Annotated in this window: 13 protein-coding genes and 3 pseudogenes; 11 read left to right on the plus strand and 5 right to left on the minus strand. The window is 57.1% G+C overall.

All coding sequences use genetic code 11. The features are described 5' to 3' along the window. Positions 1 to 9 precede the first annotated feature (9 nt). Positions 10 to 2,646: a bifunctional diguanylate cyclase/phosphodiesterase gene (locus BLV07_RS32320; RefSeq protein ID WP_091894033.1), complete on the minus strand. Its 2,637-nt coding sequence runs from the start codon at positions 2,644 to 2,646 to the stop codon at positions 10 to 12. A gap of 186 nt (positions 2,647 to 2,832) precedes the next feature. On the opposite strand from BLV07_RS32320, the gene BLV07_RS32325 reads away from it, so the two are divergent. From BLV07_RS32325 to BLV07_RS46670, 5 genes and pseudogenes are all read left to right on the plus strand, one after another. Continuing rightward, positions 2,833 to 3,693: a hypothetical protein gene (locus BLV07_RS32325; protein ID WP_143035543.1), complete on the plus strand. Its 861-nt coding sequence runs from the start codon at positions 2,833 to 2,835 to the stop codon at positions 3,691 to 3,693. Positions 3,694 to 4,088: 395 nt separating this feature from the next. Next, positions 4,089 to 4,376 (plus strand): annotated as a pseudogene (locus BLV07_RS49060) (hypothetical protein); the annotation flags it as partial. A 146-nt stretch (positions 4,377 to 4,522) separates the two neighbouring features. After that, positions 4,523 to 4,777 (plus strand): hypothetical protein, encoded by a 255-nt coding sequence (locus tag BLV07_RS47870; protein WP_165405674.1) that lies wholly within the window; start codon positions 4,523 to 4,525, stop codon positions 4,775 to 4,777. 1,016 nt (positions 4,778 to 5,793) lie between these two features. Beyond that, complete coding sequence (locus tag BLV07_RS32335) at positions 5,794 to 6,687, plus strand: ferritin-like domain-containing protein (protein WP_091894061.1); 894 nt, start codon at positions 5,794 to 5,796, stop codon at positions 6,685 to 6,687. A gap of 353 nt (positions 6,688 to 7,040) precedes the next feature. Next, positions 7,041 to 7,229 (plus strand): hypothetical protein, encoded by a 189-nt coding sequence (locus tag BLV07_RS46670; RefSeq protein ID WP_130212571.1) that lies wholly within the window; start codon positions 7,041 to 7,043, stop codon positions 7,227 to 7,229. A 446-nt stretch (positions 7,230 to 7,675) separates the two neighbouring features. Here the strand turns inward: BLV07_RS46670 and BLV07_RS32340 are convergent, their stop codons facing one another. Next, a complete protein-coding gene (locus BLV07_RS32340) occupies positions 7,676 to 8,638 on the minus strand; it encodes a LysR family transcriptional regulator (RefSeq protein ID WP_091894037.1) in 963 nt (320 codons plus the stop codon). A 67-nt stretch (positions 8,639 to 8,705) separates the two neighbouring features. On the opposite strand from BLV07_RS32340, the gene BLV07_RS32345 reads away from it, so the two are divergent. The 4 genes from BLV07_RS32345 (at position 8,706) to BLV07_RS32360 (ending at position 11,079) form a co-directional block, all read left to right on the plus strand. Beyond that, a complete protein-coding gene (locus BLV07_RS32345; RefSeq protein ID WP_091894039.1) occupies positions 8,706 to 9,737 on the plus strand; it encodes a Bug family tripartite tricarboxylate transporter substrate binding protein in 1,032 nt (343 codons plus the stop codon). 143 nt (positions 9,738 to 9,880) lie between these two features. Further along, on the plus strand, positions 9,881 to 10,129 hold the full coding sequence (locus BLV07_RS50410; protein WP_502690266.1) for a cupin domain-containing protein: 249 nt from the start codon (positions 9,881 to 9,883) through the stop codon (positions 10,127 to 10,129). A 327-nt stretch (positions 10,130 to 10,456) separates the two neighbouring features. Further along, positions 10,457 to 10,744, plus strand: a complete 288-nt coding sequence (locus BLV07_RS32355) for a ParB/Srx family N-terminal domain-containing protein (protein WP_091894043.1) — start codon at positions 10,457 to 10,459, stop codon at positions 10,742 to 10,744. 26 nt (positions 10,745 to 10,770) lie between these two features. Further along, positions 10,771 to 11,079, plus strand: a complete 309-nt coding sequence (locus BLV07_RS32360) for a hypothetical protein (protein WP_091894045.1) — start codon at positions 10,771 to 10,773, stop codon at positions 11,077 to 11,079. A gap of 66 nt (positions 11,080 to 11,145) precedes the next feature. On the opposite strand, the gene BLV07_RS32365 is transcribed toward BLV07_RS32360, so the two are convergent. After that, positions 11,146 to 11,520 carry a hypothetical protein gene (locus BLV07_RS32365; protein ID WP_244551272.1) on the minus strand — a complete coding sequence of 125 codons (375 nt, stop codon included), beginning with the start codon at positions 11,518 to 11,520 and terminating at the stop codon, positions 11,146 to 11,148. Between the two features lie 288 nt (positions 11,521 to 11,808). Next, positions 11,809 to 12,687: an SMP-30/gluconolactonase/LRE family protein gene (locus BLV07_RS32370; RefSeq protein ID WP_165405242.1), complete on the minus strand. Its 879-nt coding sequence runs from the start codon at positions 12,685 to 12,687 to the stop codon at positions 11,809 to 11,811. 435 nt (positions 12,688 to 13,122) lie between these two features. On the opposite strand from BLV07_RS32370, the pseudogene BLV07_RS50415 reads away from it, so the two are divergent. Both BLV07_RS50415 and BLV07_RS46675 read left to right on the plus strand, forming a co-directional pair. Beyond that, positions 13,123 to 13,860: pseudogene (locus tag BLV07_RS50415) on the plus strand (Mom family adenine methylcarbamoylation protein). Between the two features lie 115 nt (positions 13,861 to 13,975). Then, positions 13,976 to 14,263: a hypothetical protein gene (locus BLV07_RS46675; RefSeq protein WP_143035544.1), complete on the plus strand. Its 288-nt coding sequence runs from the start codon at positions 13,976 to 13,978 to the stop codon at positions 14,261 to 14,263. Between the two features lie 230 nt (positions 14,264 to 14,493). Here the strand turns inward: BLV07_RS46675 and BLV07_RS32380 are convergent. After that, positions 14,494 to 14,908: pseudogene (locus BLV07_RS32380) on the minus strand (IS5/IS1182 family transposase); the annotation flags it as partial.

Genomic DNA, 14,908 nt, shown 5'->3' on the forward strand with positions numbered 1-14,908 from the left:
TCCCAAGCTCTAGGCGACAAATTTGCGCCCGAGCGACCATTTGGCAATCATTTCAGGAACTTTCGCTATTGGAACAGGCGGACTGAACAGATAGCCTTGCCCTTCGTCGCAATCGAGCGCCGCGAGAAATTCGTACTGTCCGACGGTTTCGACGCCTTCTGCCAACGTCGTCATTCCCAGAGCGCGAGCAATACTCACCACGGCTTGCACAATCACAACGTGCTCGGTGCCTTCGGCAAGGTCAGAAACAAACGACCTATCTATCTTGATTTTGTCGAATGGGAAGCTGCGCAGATAACTGAGAGAGGAATACCCGGTACCGAAATCGTCCAGGGAAATACGGACGCCGAGTTGCTTCAACTGACGCAGGGTAGATAGGGTGGATTCATTATTGGTCATGAATACTCCCTCGGTAATTTCAAGCTCAAGGCGATGCGGCTGAAGTCCGGTTTCCGCAAGGGCGTGTCTCACGACCTCGGAGAGATTGGAAGCCGCAAACTGAATCGGAGAAAGATTGACCGCAATCTTAAGATCGTTCGGCCAATGCGCGGCGCAACGGCACGCCTCTCTCAGAGCCCATTCGCCAAGAGGTTGAATGAGTCCAGTATCCTCCGCTACCGCGATGAATGTTGCCGGCGGTATCATGCCATTGACCGGATGGCGCCATCGCGCCAGGGCTTCGAATCCGGTTATGATGTTGCTCCGCAAATTGAGGATGGGCTGATAGTATAATTCCATCTCATTTTGCTCGATCGCCTCTCGCAGATCGATCTCAAGCCGCCGTCGTTGCCTAAGCTCCCTGTTCATTGCAGCATGATAGAATTTATAGCTGCCCCGACCTTGGGCTTTGACCGCGTATAGTGCCAGATCGGCGGCAATTAGAAGGTCGTCGCAATTTACTCCATCGCACGGTCCAACGGCGATGCCGATACTGATTCCAGAACGGATTCGGTGGCCGCCAATCTCAAAGGGCTTCTGTGCTGCCTCGATCATCCTATTCGCCAGGGCCTCGAGCGCTGGTCGAGACTCAACCGTCGCCACAACAACTGCGAATTCATCGCCACCGAGGCGTGCCAGCACTTCATTTGCACCGAGCGTACTCTTTAGGCGCCGGGCCATCTCCTGAAGGAGCAAGTCGCCGGTCTGATGGCCGAGCGTATCGTTGATAGCTTTAAAACGATCGAGATCAAGAAACAGGACGGCGAATTCCGCCGGTGGCTGCCCGTTGTCTACTGCCGATGGTTGCCGGCGGCTCATCTGGTCGAGCATAGAGCGGAACATCCGCCGGTTTGGGAGACCGGTGAGTGAATCCTCGGAACTAAGGCGGACTGCATCTGCTTCAGCGCGCGATCTTTTTGTGACGTCAGTGAAGGTTTGAACGAATCCACCATCGGGAAGACTTTCCCTGCGAATCTCGATGATTGATCCATCCGGCATCGTTCGTTCGCTAACGCCGAGTTCTCCTGCGACAAGATCTGCCAAGATCCGAACAGACACCGCGGTCAATCTGCCCGTCGGTGTCTCGTATTCGGCGAGTTGATCGACTCTTGGTGGGTTCTGTATGAACTCTACGGGCAAATCGAGCAACTCGCCGCAGCGACGATTGATAATCGGAATCTGCTGGTCATAGGTAACCAGCATAATTCCTTGGTTCATATACTCGAGCGTAAGGTCAAGCTGATTCGCTTTTTGTCTTGCCTTCGCGTCTATCCGTAGAAGCTGCTCAAGAGCAATGAGAACCAGCAAAGTAAGTACGGTGCCCACCAACGAATTCAACTTGAGCGCGTTCCGAGAGCTTTCCAAGATCTGGCTTTTGCTCAAGCTAACGCTGACCCACAATGGATAGCCCTTGACCTTGCGGACAGTAATGAAACGCGTCTCGTTGTTGGCAGGATCAATGCTCTCAAATGTAGTTTCGACCCCGGCTCGCATTTGGTCGAGCAGTTCTGTTCCGCTAAGATCGTCTCCAAGTGCGTAACCGACCGCGCTCCCGCCACTCGAACGAACCACGCCATCACTTCCGATCAGGGCGATCGCCGCCGCCGATCCAAAATTGATATTGTTGTAGAATTTCGTCAAATGGTCTGGATTGAGCGAGGCCACGACGACGCCGCCGAACGTCTGGTCACTGTTCACGAAGCGCCGCGTGAATTGCACGGACCATTTTCCGCTGACACGGCCAACCACCGGCTTGCTGATAAAAAGCTGATCCGCGATGTTGTTCAAATGAAACTTAAAGTGCTCTCGATCGCTCAGATCCAGGGCAGGCGCGGGTTGAGGACCGCTGTTCGACGCGCGCATAATTCCCTTGTCATCAATAATGGCGACTTGGACGATAATGTCGCTCAGCACGTCGGTCGTGTTGGCAATAGCGCTGAAACTAACCGAATTTTTCCGGGTCTCAATGCTCCGTCGCAAGTATAGGAGCGCCTTATCAATTTCTCCGATTGATCGAAGAACATTCTCTTCGAATACCAGCGCAAAGTTATGAGCGTCCCGATGCGCCTCTCTTTGATCCCCCCGAACATCGCCGAAGTATTTTACAGCAACTCCTGCCCACACCATGGTGATGATCACCAGGCCGAAAATTGCCGAGCTTCGACGCTCAGCAATCAGCTTTGGCAGCTCTAGGATTTGTAAATTCATGCCGAAAACAGGCCCCCTATCGGCAGGGCTTACTCGTCGGATATTTCGGGCGACTTAACTTCATTGATCGGCCACCGGAGCGTGGAAGGTTAACCTTAATAGATGAGTCACCACTCTTCCGAGTTGACGCTGAGAAAAATAACCGATTATTAACTCGCGATAAAAAGATCTTCTTTCGGAGTTCATATGTCGGGTTGCGATACGGTTGTTTCGAAAGAAGACACATTAACCAACACTCAAATAACGGCTTGTCCGCAATCCTTTGGCAACAAAGCTGTTGACGGACGATCAATCCAAATTGCGGTGCCTGTCACTCCTCGAGCCAAGGAGATCGCGCCAGAAAAGGTCCTGCAAGCCTTCAATACCTGGGCTTTTAAGCGTGAGCAACCTGACAACTCTGTTGCAATGTTGCAGAGCATTTCGAAATCAATTGCGGTCAGAAATCCTGTTCCGTTTGTGCTCTATTGGGGCAAAGGTCCGCGGTCCAACATCGACAAGCCAGACTTCGAATGTCTGAACTATTTGGCTGCCTTCACCCACCGAATCAGTAAAACATACGCGCCCGGGGCGGCACTAAGATTGATTTTCACCGATACCCATGCGGAATTGAACGGACATTCATCACAGAACATACGCCAATATTTTGATGAGGTTGCGGATGGCGCCCGCGAACGCGGTTTCGAGAGCTGTTGGTTGGGTGACCTCACAAAGGCCGCGGAAGCGGATAACACAAGTCCTTTAATCGATGGAATCGTACCGGAGCCGACGTTCCAGCGGCTGCTTGCTAGCGCGATGAAATGGTATCGTGGAAATGGAAGTTGTGAAGAGGGCGCATTAGAATATTACCGGATGAACATGGTCGAAAAACGTGCGGTCGAACGCGCATTTCCTGACTCAATTTTCATCACCTTCAATGGAAGCGAATTTCGAGAGCTTTTTCCCCAAAGCCTTCCAATCTTCTACATGTATTCGCTTCGCAAAGGGATCAGCATCAAACCTTGGTTTCTCTTCCCAGATACGGCCGCCTGCGAACAGCGAGCAAGTTAGTCTCGCGTATTGGAAAGGCCGCGCTAGTGGATGAAATTCCTTCACGCCGCATGAGCCCCGAAGCGCAACAACAGCGGCCGCCTGATCTAGCCTCGCTCCGCGAACGTCGATAACGCGTGGGAATTTCGAGGCTCGTGTAGGAAGTCAAGCGACCATCATCGACCAAGACACGCGGCTCAGATCTGGTCGCGGGTGCGCCCATCGAATCGCGACCGCCCTTGCCATCTCGCGTGCGCACTATTTGCCCTTGGCACTTTGCGGCGTTTGCGCAGCCGGTGTTGCTCGCGCCGCGTAGGCCGGCTCCGAAGCGATAACGACACAGACAATCATCATCAACCCGACTTTGATCGAAAGCTCCCTCCTGCGCTGTGGCATAATTGCGCGAATCCACGTGGCGCGGCGTGCGGGTGACTGTCGTGTCCACGATCGCGAGCCAGACGCCAATGATAGCCGACGAACTTCGACGGCAGGCGGACGAATTTATCGACCTGGCACAGTCGAAGCTGAAGCTGGGTCGCAATCTGTCCGATCCGTTAGACCCACGTCAGAACGAGCGCCGGGCTCGAAAATCGGAGTGCCAGAGAGACTCTGAACGCCCCGCGGAATCCGCCGCTCCCATCCGCATTTCTAGGAACGCAACGCCTAACCGGCCGGCACCAATACCCGTCACCACAGTTCGCTGACCTGGGTTAATCCCCGGCTGGGCTGTGGCCTTTGGACCCCTCTAAAATGCACCTTTTGTAAAGTCTGTGAACGAGGCCGCCGGGACCGTTAGCAAGGACGCACCCATGGGGCCATGCCAGCTTTCGCAGCTCTGGTTGGTGGTTGCATGGAGATTGGCGCCGTCGATGAAGAGCGCGACCTTGTTCGGGGCTATCATTCGGGCACGAACCTGACATTGGATCTACGCGGCAACGGAATGATCGTTACGCAGCAGAGAGTGTTGCCGCCCGAACCCGACTTCCCTGCCACGATCGCGCTCGATCAAAGTCTCCAGCAACTCGCGGCGATCGGTTTCTGTCATCCTGCAGTCTGCCATGCAGCGATCATCAGAGACGCAAGAATAAGCAACAGGATCGCGTAAAGCAGAAGTTGAGAGATCAAGTCACCATCGCGCTCGAACATTATATCTCCCATCCGCGCTGCCCCTGTTAGGCTTGGCCGGCACACTGACTTTGCCAGCTCTTTGGGCGCTTTTGCTCGACCAACACTGTACGAAACGAACGAACAATCTCCTTTCTTACCTGGGTGTATCGTCTCGGCTTCACATTTGCGTCGTGTCGGCTTCACATTGGAGCGCTTTGTTTAATCGATTAATGCAACGAGACGCACGTTCGCACCTAATCCTCCATTTGGCCGGCTTCTCCAGTGTATTTCAGCACCTCCGGCCGAAGACGATGACTGCAGTCCGGGCCATGTCTAGATCCGCTGCGGGTACTGTCCAGACGTTGGGGAGTGGGCTCGCCGCGAGCGAAGCTGATCTCTCAAGACGCGCGCGTGGGACTCACTTCCGGGGCTCCACGACTGTTTTTGTTGATCCATCCGGCGCTGCCTGCATCCCCGGTGGGCTTTGGCCTTGCGGACTTTCCGGCGGCGCGCCACCTGATTTCGTGTCGACCGGTCCGCTCCAACCTTGTGGCTGCAATTGACCTTTTTCTTCGGGAGCCGAGCGTCCGGTTGCCGAGTTCAAATCTCTCTTCGAATCGGCCTGTGCCGTTGCGACTCCGCACGACAACGCCCAGCAAATCGTCGCTATCAGAATAAGCCGCACTGCGATCTCCGCTTGGCTAAAGTACCAAACAGACCGGGCCATCTTCAGTTCCCAATTGCAATGCGGGATCGGAAACAGACGGCAAAGGATGCCGGCGTTAGGTCAAAAGCGCTGTCTGGCGACCACCGAACCGCCGCGGTGGCTCCGGTCTGGTCGGCAGTTCACGTATTCGGACCTTTGCTCACCGCGTGAATGCTAGGAACAGGCACGATCGGTTCACGTTGTGCGTTCCGAGCATCAGGCGCTGGTGCCGAGGTCGCGGCCAATATGCGCCCTCGATGGGTATGCCGATGGCGCGGCCCCTCAATCAGAACAGAGGAGGTTACGCCATGGACGGATTTCGTATTTCCCGGCGGCAATCGCTTGCCGGTCTGTCGGTCGCCGGGCTCTCCGGACTGCTACTGCCCTCTGCCTATGCGCAGAAGAAGCGCGAGACGACGGGCGTGGGGATCGGCCCGAAAGGGTCAGCCATCGAGGATGAGGACATTTTTACCTTCGCTCTGAACCTGGAGTATATGGAAGCTGAGTTCTATCTGCGCGCCACCACTGGCAAGGGTATCAGCGACGCCGATGCCGGCGCGGACGCCGGCAGGGTGGTCGGGGGACACGAGGCCCAGTTCAAGGAGAAGGCGATTCGCGAGTTCGTCGAAGAGATTGCGGGGAATGAGCTGGCCCACGTTCGGTTCTACCGCAAGACGCTTGGCCGGAGCGCTATTTCACGACCGGCGATCGACTTCGATGCGGGCTTCAAGGCCGCCGCTCAGGCTGCGGGATTGCCTGCCGATTTTGATCCGTTTGCCGATGACATGTCGGTTCTGCTCGGGGGCATGCTGTTTGAAGACGTCGGCGTGACAGCCTATGCGGGTGCGGCTCCGCTGCTGAAGAAAAAGGAATTCGTGGAAGCAGCGGCCGGCATCCTCGCCGTCGAGGCTTACCATATGGGAATGGCCCGCTCCCAGCTGTACACGATGGGCGAGAAGGCCTGGGATGCCGCCAACGCAATATCGGATGCACGGGACAAGATCGATGGGACCCCCGAAAAAGAAGACGAGGGGATTAGGATCGACGGCAAAGCCAACTTTGTGCCTTCAACGCCAGACGCGATTGCCTTCCGGCGGACGCCGCAAGAGGTTCTGCATATCGTCTACCTGACCGATCAGACCGGCGTTAATAAGGGTGGGTTCTACCCCAATGGGATGAATGGAGCTCTCAGGACCACGTGAGATCTCTCCTGTTGTACTTCGGATCGGCCTTCGCAATGAGGCGAGGCCGGGACCATTGAGTTCGGCGGGCCGCGATGTTGCACTGCGTGTTCCCACATCGACAACCTCCACCCCAATGTACAAATCGGGGAGGGACTGCCGATGACGTCGCCTCCAGCCAATGCGGAGAGGTTCCGTAAGGCAGCTGAGGAGTGCCGTGAGCTGGCGGAGGAGGCGACGAGTCCGCTGGATAAGGAGGCTTGGTTGCGGCTTGCCGAGGATTGGCTGAAGCTTGCGCAACAGGCGGAACAGGGCAACGGGTTTGGGCGGCGATGATCTCCCGTCCGTCAAGCCTATCGTCAGGTGAAATCGCAATGACGGTCAAGGAGCTCATAGCTCGACTGCAGGCGCTTCCCAACCAGGATGCACTTGTAATCATTGCAAGCTTCAATGCAAACGAGTGGCTGATAGCCACTGGCGTCGTTGAGCGCCGTATATCCCCGTCACCTGCAAACCCGGATTTTGCCGTACCAGGCAACGATCCTGGCGTGGAAATCATTTAGCGGCGGCCAGGCTCTTGGACCGGCGGGTCGGCTCGGTTCGTCGACAGGCTCGGACAATGGCGCCTGTTGCGGCTGAAGCCGAACCTGCTTGGATAAGCTCGTATTGCCCGGCGGTGGAACCAGGTCCAAGGTGATTGGTTCTACTGCGAGGGTGGTGGCCTATGTGGGACTTCGATCTTTTCTCCAAACGAGAATGGTTGCTGATGGGCGTCGCCATTCTGTTGATGCTTGTCGCGAGTCTCTACGGGACATTTTGGCTTCTCGACTACTACCTCGGCAGCGCTGCTCTGGGGTAAGGAACGTCCCGGTTCTGCGAGCCGTGTTTGCGATCAGGACTTGCCATTTACCAACCAAACCCATTTTAACAAACAATTGTCATTCTGTTCGAAAGCAACGCAATTACTGCGCAGCAGCGAACCGACGCGATGGGCCAGACGCAGAAGTGCCTAGTTGGTTTCTTGACCTAGTTGCCTAGACGCCAAACGCGCATGCTCAATGAACACCTGAACCACCGAGCTCAGAGTACGGTGTTTGAGTGTAACGATTGAGACGTTTCGTCCTTTGATCCCAAGATCAATCGGGAGTGCCTTTAGCCCCCATCGCTTGGCATTAAACTGAAACATTGAATTGGGCATGATCGTGATAAAGCCGGCATTGGCAACCAACTGTGTTCGTAAGTGCATCGACAATGACGCTACTCTTTCCTGCGGGACCGGAACGCCTTGCTTCGCAAAAGCGGCAGAGATCAAATCGCTAATGATGTTGTTCGGCGGCATGTGAATCCACTGTTCATTCGCCAAATCTCCCAAAGAGACTTTACGGGCGCGCGCCCAGGGGTTCTGAGCACCCACAACGACATAATACCGCTCTTCGTAGAGAGGCTCTGTACTAAGATCATCGTGAGGGATCGGCTCGGAAACCCGTCCGATGATTAGGTCAACATTGCGTTCTCGAAGCTCTCTGAATTCAGCCGTTGCGTGCTGCGCGTAGTCCGCATGAACCGTGATCTTCGGATACCGCTGCGCCAGTTTTTCGATAATTGCCGGCAATAACCCAGCCATGAACGATTCCGCGCATCCAACCCTGACATTGCCGCTAGTTGGGTCAGCCAAAAATTCGATGTCGCGGACGCCCTGCTTGAGTTCGTCAAATACGGTGGATGCGCGCTTGAGCAGCGCGTCAGCGTAATGCGTCGGCTCGCTTCCGCGCGGGCTACGGTCTAACAGCCGGACACGCAATAAGAGTTCGAGATTGGCAATGGCATCCGAGACTGCTGGCTGGGTCATTGCGAGCTCACGAGCAGCCTTTGCCATGCCGCCGCATTTCACCACGGTCGAAAGGATGTAGAGGTCCCGCACCCGCAGGCGGCGCCCGAGACGGCTTTCCCATTCCATCGTCACGCCAGCCATAGCTGCCACCTATAAGGCTAGGGGCAGAAACCGGGTTCTCCTTATAGCCCACCGACGTACGATCGCAATGACGAATTCACTGGCGCAGTACACCGAGGCCAATCGAACACGGGGTACCACAATGATTGCGCGTCGAGCGTTTCTCAGCCTATCCGCGGCCGCTTTTATTGAGACTGTGTCCGGTCCGGGATGGTCGCAATCTTATCCAGCTCGCCCGGTTCGTATCATTGTGCCGTACGCGCCAGGAGGTCCGAACGACGCTGTCGCCCGCATCATCGCCGCAAAGCTATCCGAACGTTGGGCGCAAGCGTTCTATGTCGAAAACATTCCTGCTGGTGCAGGCAATGTCGGCACTGCCGTGGCGGCACGCGCGCCAGCCGACGGTTACTCGGTCGTCATCGTAACGTCGAGCTTCTGGCTCAACCCGAGCTTCTACGCCAAGCTTCGGTACGATCCAGTGAAGGATTTCGCGCCTGTCACCGTCATTGCGGCGGCGCCGCATGTCTTGATCGTGCATCCGTCCTTTCCAGCGAACAATCTCAAGGAATTCGTCGCCCTCGTGCGGGCGAATCCAGGCAAATACAGCTATGCCTCGGCAGGTACCGGCCAGTCGTCACACCTCGCTGGCGAACTATTCAAACTTGCTGCCGGTCTTGACCTTGTGCACGTCCCTTTCAATGGCGCATCACCTGCCATGATGTCGGTGGTAGGCGGCCACGTTCCGATTGCCTTCATCTCTTTGCCGGCCGCGGTCACTTTTATCAAAGAAGGCAAGCTGCGCGGACTGGCAATCACCAGCAATGCGAGGTCGAAACTGCTTCCCGAGGTTCCGACGATGGCGGAGGCCGGATATGAGGATCAAGAGTCGATCTTCATGCAAGGCGTCCTGTTCCCCGCGGGCACATCACAGGACATCGTCGCTCGCTGGTATCGCGAAATAGCAGATATCGTCGCATTGACCGAAGTCCGGGACCGGCTGACTTCATTGGGCCTCGAACCAGTCGTTAATACGCCGGCAAGCTTCGCCGCACAGATCCAATCGGAGGTAGCACGCTGGTCAAAAGTCATTCGCGACGCGCGCATCAAGCCGGTGGACTAATCCAGTTCAACAACCCTGTCGATGGGCAATGAGCCTGCAAGGGAGACGCTGACATGCAGCAAGCGGTGAGAGATAGCAGCCGAATCTACGAAGTCGAACGCCGATCCTATTACGCGGCGAGACCCGGATTCCGGATCGCCGAAATGCAGATCAGCCCAACACAATGCGTGCCTTGGCACCATCACAACGAAGTACAAGACACCTTCTATGTAATTAGTGGAAAAATCCGCGTCACGACACGCGATCCGGACGAGGAGGTATGTCTTAGCGTTGGCCAAACTTACGCTGTACGCCCTGGTCGACCGCACCGAGTCACGAATGCTGGCGACAGCTCCGCTGTGTTTCTAGTTCTGCAGGGGCTCGGCGACTATGACTTTGTCGGACTTTCCTGATCAGCAGGACATAGCAGACCGCGGTACCGAGGTCCGAATCGGGTCATTTTCGACCAGATTCAGCGGGTCTTACCTGTGAGACGCCAACCTAGTTGAAAGCGACCGTCGCGGTAGTTGCCATGTGGCTGGCGTTAGCGCTGGCGTCAGTGATCTTTCGATGACGGACCGGCGGCTCCTAAGCTTTCAAAGGTACTTTGGGCCTGCCCTCGCCACGCGGGTACGCGGGACCGCCCGCTTTGCGGATATTTCGCGGCGGCGTTTTGGGCCTTTGGTTTCTCGCAAAAACGGGCTTTCCCGGGCTATAAACCGCCCTTCAGGCAGCAAATAATGGATGCACTGGCGAGCAAGCCGGCCGTGGAAACATGGCCGATTGAGCGTTTACGGCCCTATGAGCGCAATTCGCGCCGGCATCCGGCCGAGCAGATCGCGCAAATCGCCGCGTCAATCCGGCAATGGGGCTGGACCATGCCGATCCTCGCGGCCGATGACGGCATGGTTCTCGCCGGTCATGGGCGCCTCGCCGCCGGCAAGCTGCTTACCGAGGTCCCGTCATCGTGGCGCGCGGATGGACCGATCAGCAAAAGCGCGCTTATGTCATCGCCGATAATCGGCTGACCGATGCGAGCGATTGGGATGACGAGATGCTGCGGCTCGGATTGGCCGATCTCGTGGAGGGCGGTTTCGAGATCGCGCTGACCGGCATAACCGAGGACGAACTATCGCGGCTGTCCGTAGGGGTCGGCGAGTTGGAGCAGATGCCCGAATTGCCGGACGGCGATCGGTCGCCATTCCGCGACATGACGTTCATTCTGTACGGGGAGCAATTCGGGATCGTCGAGCGCGCTATAGCCAGGGCGACCAAGCCGCGCGAGGCGAGCAATCCCAATCGATCGCCACAGGGCAACGCGCTGGTGGCGATCTGCGCCGACTATCTAGCGCGCATCAATTGACATCAATTGGTGCGGCTTACTCGATCTCCGCTATGCCCCGTACCGACCAGCTATCGCGGCCATCCGTTATGTCATGCTGCCGGGCATGAAGCAGCGGATGTCGATCCGTACTGGAGCACCCATCGGGCTCACGTAGACCGGCCACACCATCGTACGGCCAACTCGGTTCGGTTCTTTGATCACGGCGTCGTCCGGAACGTCCCACCATTGGCCTTCGATGCGGACGCGATAATGCCCGCCTTTTGTTTCCCAATCGACGTCTGCCAACGCGGTCCCGTCAGCGTCGGAACAACAGGGGCCTTTGCCTGAGCGGAGGCTGTCGAACCAGGGTTTGAGGGGAGAGTTTGCATATCGGCCCTCGAGATCCCGGGCGGCCGCTTTGTGAAGTGTTAGAGTGGGGCTGGCGAGAACGAGTGGCAAGATAGAGGCGACAAAAATCATCCAGTCTCGTATTCCTGATTCTTCAGGCGCGATCATCGCATTAATGCCTCTCGAAAATGCCGAAGAGGATGACGGCAGCACCAACGAGCCGCCATCAAGTTCGACGTTTGTCCTTTGCAAATTCCCTTTGCAAAACTGATGCCAAAGCAAGGATGAAGCCTGGCGTTGAGTAAAGCGAGCGACTTATGGGCGCCACTGCCGCAAGCAATGGTGACGACTGGGAAAAACCTAAGAGCCGCCCCGGAGGGAGCGGCTCTCTTTCTAAGATTGGCTGGAATATTGCTGGCCTCACGGCTTCATAGAGCCCTGCACACTGGTGTAGACGGCATAGAGCGACGTCGAGCCGCAGATGTACAGCCGGTTTCGTTGCTGACCGCCGAAGCAAAGATTGGCAACAGTTTCGGGTATATGGATCTTGCCGAGCAGTTCGCCGGCGGGAGTATAGCAACGCACGCCGTCCTCGTTCGGATCGCCCCAGCCCACCGAGCACCAGACGCGTCCGTCAGTATCCGTGCGCAGCCCGTCTGTGATGCTGGGCTTCGGCATGTCCGCAAAGACCTTGCTATTCGACGCCTTTCCGGCCGCGACATCGAGATCGAACACCCGGATATGCGAGGGATTATTCGGCCCGTCGGTGAAGCCGGTGTCGATGACATACAGCTTCTTCTCGTCAGGCGAGAGGGCAATGCCGTTGGGCTCAACGAAGTCATCGACGACGACCTTGATGTCTCCGGATTTCGGATCCACCCGGTAGACGTTATGCTTTTCCTGCTCGGGCTCGGCCTTGACGCCCTCGTAATAACCGCCGATGCCGTAGATTGGATCGGTGAACCAGATCGAACCGTCGGACGTGACAACCGCGTCGTTCGGCGAGTTCAATCTCTTGCCGTTATACTTATCAGCGATGATCGTGATCGATCCATCGAGTTCGGTCCGGGTGACCCGCCGTCCGCTATGTTCGCAAGTGATCAGCCGTCCTTCCCGATCGATGGTGTTGCCGTTCGAATTCATCGAAGGCTGACGATAGACGCTAACGTGACCGTCGTCCTCGGAAAACCGCATGATGCGGTTGTTGGGAATGTCGCTGAAGAGCACGTAACGCCCGGCCGCGAAGTAGACCGGGCCCTCGGCCCAGCGGAACCCGGTTGCGACGCGCTCAACCGCCATAGTGCCGGCGAAGGCCGGGAAATCGGGGGGCCCGAACGATGGTGGCCCTTTCTTGGCAGATTCCAGATGGGAGTCCGGATAGCGGCCGCCGGGCAGCGGCCCCAAGGGCAACGGCTCGCTCGCCGGTGTTGGAGCGCCCGTTTGGCCCAACGGCGTCACGGTCGCCGCAGAGGCCGCTTTGAGGCTCGACGCCGTCGCGGCCAACGCCGCAGCACCTTTGATGATGTTGCGGCGGTTGAGTTGCCTGTAGGGAAAGGTCATTGCACTTGCCATGGTTTTCTCCCATTTTTGTTGGGAGGAAACTATACCGCAATCCGGCATAAGGCGGGCGGTTCGGCAACAGAATCATCGGGCCGGGCGACGTCGCCAATGAGTTGATCTTTAGCGCATGCACCACGGCCTCGCTGTCACCGGCTCTGCGTGGAGCTATCGACGATGGGACAGGCTAAAGAAATCCGCGTTGCGCCGATTGCGAAGAAAGACGCGGACGCGCTGATCATTCGGCTTCACTACAGCCACAAGACCGTCAACAATGCCTTCCTCGCGCTCGGCGTCTTTTTGAATGGCCGGCTCGAAGGCGCGATGACGTTCGGCCCCTCGATGGACAAGAGCAATATTCTCGGACTTGTGCGCGATACCGCATGGAATGGCTTTCTCGAATTGAACCGGTTGGCGTTCTCCGAGGCATTGCCGCGCAATTCCGAAAGCCGCGCACTCTCGATCGCGCTGCGGATGATCCGGAAGCATTATCCGCATATCGAGTGGGTGATCTCGTTCGCCGATTGATGTCAGTGCGGCGACGGGACGATCTATCGCGCGGCCGGCTTCGTGCTGACCGGGATCAAGCTGAACAAGAGCTTGCCGCGACTGCCCGACGGTTCGGTCACGCACAAGATGACGCAAGTGACCGGAAAGAACCGCGCGGAGCATTTCGCGAAGACCGGCGGTTCATGGTCGGGCCAGGGCGTGCCGCTCGACGGCTACCAGATGCGATATATCTATTTTCTCAATCCGTCCGCGCGTGCGCGGCTCGCCTCCAAAGAAATCCCATATGCGGAGATCGAGCGCCGCGGCGCCGGCATGTATCGCGGTATTGCGCGTGGTAAGCAGGCGATGGCCGATTACCAATCGGAACAGCGGCGCGGCAGCGGCAACCACCACGCTCCACTTTGAGCCGACACATATTGGAGGCGCGCTTGCTGTTTGTTCCGGTTTTAGGAACCCCGCTGCGAGACTTCGTATTATCCTCAAGTGGGAGGATCAGCATCCTCAAGTGGGAGGATCAGCAATGGCGAAAAAGGCGAAAAAGCAGACCGCCCGAAGCCGCAAGCAAGTCCGGCGCCTCGTGCGCGATCCGGCGAAGAAGGCGCGTCGTTCGGCCGGCGCTGTAAAGCGTGCGGCCAAATACTCGGCCGGAGCTGCAACTGGAGCTGTAAAGCGTGCGGCCAAGAAAGCGGCTGGCGCCGTAAAGCGTGCGGCCAGCTACTCGGCTGAAGCTTCAAAACGTGCAGCCAAGAAAGCGGCCGGCGCCGTAAAGCGTACCGCCAGGAAAGTAGAGACAAGCCTAGAAGGTTGAACCAGGGCTTTGACTCATCAACCAAGCTTGTGATTTGCCGATGCCAACGCCCAAAGCTGGGCGACATTGGCACGCAAGCCATGTCAGCTTGTGGTCCAGGCCGTGTGAAAATCCGGCAACTTGGGGAGCTCCGCCGCCGAGCTTCTAATTCGGTGGAATCGACCTCCTGTCATCTCGGTGGCAACCAGGAGCTTCATGCAGGCGCCGATTTGGTCGCGCAGAGGCCGGCCTCACGCCTGCATCGCCTCCAGCAATCCGCCTACCTCCACGAGCATCATCACGCGCTTCATGTTGTAGGCGAGCACGTTGAGCGCCATCTCGGCGGCCACCTTTGGCAGCTTTTTCGCGAGAAAGTGTGTTGCTCCCATCCAACACTTCATCGTGCCGAACGGATGCTCCGCTGTCTGACGGCGGACACCCATTGCATTGGGGTTGTGGTCGAGCCGATCCTGAACTTTTTCCAGAACGGCCTCATGCTCCCAGCGTGAGATGCGGCGTTAAACATCATTGGCGGCGACATGGACGAAGTCCTGTTTGCCGAAGCGGCCAGCAGCCTTGGCGCCCGAAGTCATCGGCTTCGGCAACGTCACCGTGATGTCGGCTTCGTCGCAGGCCCTGATCTCCTCGCCATCGTAATAGCCGCGA

This window comes from Bradyrhizobium sp. Rc2d (assembly GCF_900099855.1).
Taxonomy (GTDB): domain Bacteria; phylum Pseudomonadota; class Alphaproteobacteria; order Rhizobiales; family Xanthobacteraceae; genus Bradyrhizobium.

What these genes read in the sequence shown, in the direction of transcription:
- BLV07_RS32335 (WP_091894061.1), top strand. Translation starts at nt 5,794, where the DNA reads ATGGACGGATTTCGTATTTCCCGGCGGCAATCGCTTGCCGGTCTGTCG.
- BLV07_RS32355 (WP_091894043.1), top strand. Translation starts at nt 10,457, where the DNA reads ATGGATGCACTGGCGAGCAAGCCGGCCGTGGAAACATGGCCGATTGAG.
- BLV07_RS46675 (WP_143035544.1), top strand. Translation starts at nt 13,976, where the DNA reads ATGGCGAAAAAGGCGAAAAAGCAGACCGCCCGAAGCCGCAAGCAAGTC.
- BLV07_RS32320 (WP_091894033.1), bottom strand. Translation starts at nt 2,646, where the DNA reads ATGAATTTACAAATCCTAGAGCTGCCAAAGCTGATTGCTGAGCGTCGA.
- BLV07_RS32370 (WP_165405242.1), bottom strand. Translation starts at nt 12,687, where the DNA reads ATGGCGGTTGAGCGCGTCGCAACCGGGTTCCGCTGGGCCGAGGGCCCG.
- BLV07_RS46670 (WP_130212571.1), top strand. Translation starts at nt 7,041, where the DNA reads ATGACGGTCAAGGAGCTCATAGCTCGACTGCAGGCGCTTCCCAACCAG.
- BLV07_RS32325 (WP_143035543.1), top strand. Translation starts at nt 2,833, where the DNA reads ATGTCGGGTTGCGATACGGTTGTTTCGAAAGAAGACACATTAACCAAC.
- BLV07_RS32365 (WP_244551272.1), bottom strand. Translation starts at nt 11,520, where the DNA reads ATGATTTTTGTCGCCTCTATCTTGCCACTCGTTCTCGCCAGCCCCACT.
- BLV07_RS32360 (WP_091894045.1), top strand. Translation starts at nt 10,771, where the DNA reads ATGCTGCGGCTCGGATTGGCCGATCTCGTGGAGGGCGGTTTCGAGATC.
- BLV07_RS32345 (WP_091894039.1), top strand. Translation starts at nt 8,706, where the DNA reads ATGACGAATTCACTGGCGCAGTACACCGAGGCCAATCGAACACGGGGT.
- BLV07_RS32340 (WP_091894037.1), bottom strand. Translation starts at nt 8,638, where the DNA reads ATGGCTGGCGTGACGATGGAATGGGAAAGCCGTCTCGGGCGCCGCCTG.
- BLV07_RS47870 (WP_165405674.1), top strand. Translation starts at nt 4,523, where the DNA reads ATGGAGATTGGCGCCGTCGATGAAGAGCGCGACCTTGTTCGGGGCTAT.
- BLV07_RS50410 (WP_502690266.1), top strand. Translation starts at nt 9,881, where the DNA reads ATGCAGATCAGCCCAACACAATGCGTGCCTTGGCACCATCACAACGAA.